This is a genomic window from Pedobacter sp., from assembly GCF_045628745.1.
Lineage (GTDB): Bacteria > Bacteroidota > Bacteroidia > Sphingobacteriales > Sphingobacteriaceae > Pedobacter.
Map to the genome: position 1 here is coordinate 1 of NZ_JAZQPU010000162.1, position 2,823 is coordinate 2,823.

General features: G+C 40.5%; 3 protein-coding genes. All 3 read left to right on the top strand.

Annotation, left to right across the window (positions count from 1 at the left end; all coding sequences use genetic code 11):
* Positions 1-50 precede the first annotated feature (50 nt).
* The 3 genes from ACR2F7_RS06580 to ACR2F7_RS06590 all read left to right on the top strand — a co-directional run bounded on the left by ACR2F7_RS06580 (position 51) and on the right by ACR2F7_RS06590 (position 2,673).
* Positions 51-464 carry an arsenate reductase ArsC gene (locus ACR2F7_RS06580; protein ID WP_432712786.1) on the top strand — a complete coding sequence of 138 codons (414 nt, stop codon included), beginning with the start codon at positions 51-53 and terminating at the stop codon, positions 462-464.
* Positions 465-588: 124 nt separating this feature from the next.
* On the top strand, positions 589-1,662 hold the full coding sequence (arsB, locus tag ACR2F7_RS06585; protein WP_432712787.1) for an ACR3 family arsenite efflux transporter: 1,074 nt from the start codon (positions 589-591) through the stop codon (positions 1,660-1,662).
* Positions 1,663-1,689: 27 nt separating this feature from the next.
* Positions 1,690-2,673: a PstS family phosphate ABC transporter substrate-binding protein gene (locus ACR2F7_RS06590; protein WP_432712788.1), complete on the top strand. Its 984-nt coding sequence runs from the start codon at positions 1,690-1,692 to the stop codon at positions 2,671-2,673.
* The last annotated feature ends 150 nt before the right edge of the window (positions 2,674-2,823 follow it).

Here is a 2,823-nt window from a genome sequence, read left to right on the forward strand (position 1 = left end):
AACCTTGTAGCTGATGCTTCAGTTTGTACGCCTGGAGGTGGTTGTTGCTAATGAAAAAGATTCTTGTATTATGTACGGGTAACAGTTGCCGCAGTCAGATTGCAGAAGGCTATTTAAGAAAATTTGCCGGAAACCGGGCAGCAATATTCAGTGCCGGCATAGAAACACATGGTGTAAATCCTAAAGCCATAGAGATCATGAAAGAGGATGGTATAGACATCTCTTCCCACACGTCAAACCTCATTGATGAATATAAAGAAATAGATTTTGACCACCTCATCACAGTTTGTGATCATGCACAAGAAAACTGCCCATATTTTCCCAGCAATGCAAAAAAGTTCCATTATAATTTCCCTGACCCTGCTAAAGCCACTGGCTCAGCTCTTGAAGTGATGCAACAATTCCGTCAGGTTAGAGAATTGATCAAAGCTTATACCGCAGCATTTATTCAAGAGAACATTTAATAATATCTTAACATTAGCGTAACCTAATGATAACCGCTAATTCTTTGAAAATCACTACCGTTCCCTAACTTTGCAATCCATCATAGATGGGCTTATTTAGAGAACATTAAGCCCCCAAAAACAAATGGAATTATCACAGCCAATACCTTTAGTTCAGCAGAAAAAGTTAAACTTCCTTGACAGGTACCTCACCTTATGGATCTTTATGGCAATGGCCATTGGGGTCAGTATTGGTTTTCTTTTTCCTTCCTCTGCAGGTATTATCAATTCCTTTTCCAGCGGCACCACCAATATCCCCTTGGCTATTGGCCTCATTTTGATGATGTACCCCCCACTGGCAAAAGTGAAATACGAGAAAATGGCGCAGGTGTTCAAAGACATCAAAGTACTCAGCGTTTCTTTAATTTTGAACTGGATCATTGGTCCTTTGTTAATGTTTTCCCTTGCTGTTATTTTCTTGAGGGATTACCCTGAATATATGGTCGGATTGATCTTAATCGGATTGGCAAGGTGCATTGCCATGGTGGTAGTTTGGAATGAATTAGCTGATGGAAATCGTGAATATGCTGCTGGATTAATTGCCTTGAACAGCATTTTTCAGGTTTTCTTTTATAGTGTCTTTGCCTACCTATTTATCACTGTTCTTCCTCCTTATTTTGGCATCAATGGCCTGCAGGTAGATATCACCATTGTAGAAATTGCAAAAAGTGTGGGCATTTATTTAGGCATCCCCTTCGCTATGGGCATCATCACCAGGTATAGCCTCATCCGTTTAAAAGGCGAAGAATGGTTTGACAAAAAATTTATTCCAATCATATCTCCTGTAACCCTTATTGCATTACTGTTTACCATTGTACTCATGTTTAGCCTAAAGGGAGAAATGATACTCCAGCTTCCTACAGATGTCATCCGTATTGCCATTCCTTTAGTCATCTATTTTTCTATCATGTTTGTCACCAGCTTTTTTGCTGGCAAATATTTTGGTGCTGACTATTCTAAATCTACATCTATTGCTTTTACCGCAACAGGGAACAATTTTGAACTGGCAATTGCTGTAGCCATAGGCGTTTTTGGTATCAATTCGGGTCAGGCTTTCGTGGGTGTAATTGGCCCTCTGGTGGAAGTTCCTGCCCTTATTGCTTTAGTAAACCTTGCCTTTTGGTTTAAAAAGAGATATTTTAAACCTATATTGACTTAAATAATCTTTGACGCAAAAAGCAATAATATGTCCAGATGTACTTATTTACTATGCAGTATTTTATTATTATTTAGCTCTTGCTTCAAAGCCTACAAGGGCAAAATAAATATTGATGGATCCAGCAGCGTGTATCCCTTAACAGAGGCGGTGGCCGAAGAATTTAGAAAAGTTCAGGGAGACATCAGGGTAACGGTTGGAGTTTCTGGAACAGGTGGCGGCTTCAAAAAATTTTTGCGTGGCGAAACGGATATCAGCAACGCTTCCCGCCCAATCAGTCCTTCAGAACTGGCCATCGCCAAAACAAACGGCATTAAATTCATAGAGATCCCGGTATCTTATGACGGCATGGCCATCGTGGTTAGTCCGAAAAACACTTTTGTAAAAGACATCACCGTAGCGGAGCTCAAAAAAATGTGGTCGCCGGAAAGCCAGAATAAAGTTAAAAGCTGGAAGCAGGTGCGTGATTCCTGGCCCGACGTTCCCCTTCATTTATATGGCGCAGGAACCTCCTCAGGCACCTATGATTATTTTACCGAGGCCATCAATGGTAAAGCAAAAGCCTCCAGGGGAGATTATACAGCCAGTGAAGATGACAACGTTTTGGTACAGGGCGTAACTTCTGATATTGGCGGTTTAGGTTATTTCGGTCTTGCTTATTTCACTGAAAACAAAGACAAACTTAAACTCATTCCTGTTAAACTTACGGCAGATAGCAAGGCTATTTTTCCAACCGATATCACCGTTCAGAACGGTCAATACCAGCCCCTCTCCAGACCAGAATTTATCTATGTTAATATCAAATCTGCACAAAAACCTTATGTGAGGGAGTTCATCAAATTTTACCTGGAAAAGGCAGCAACGCTTTCTAAAGAAGTGGGTTATGTTCCTCTACCTAACAAAGCCTACCAGCTGTCGTACAAACGCTTTACAGAAGGAAAAACAGGTTCCGTATTCGAAAACAAATCTATAGTTGGCGCTAATTTGCTGCAACTTTTATCTAATCAGCAATAGTTATGGCAGCAAGAAAATTCACCTCCGAAAAGCTCATAGAAGGCGTCATGATCCTTTGCAGCCTGGTTTCTGTATTAACTACCATAGGCATCATCCTCGTTCTTTCTATAGATACCTTTAAATTCTTTGGCGAGGTATCCTTCATTGATT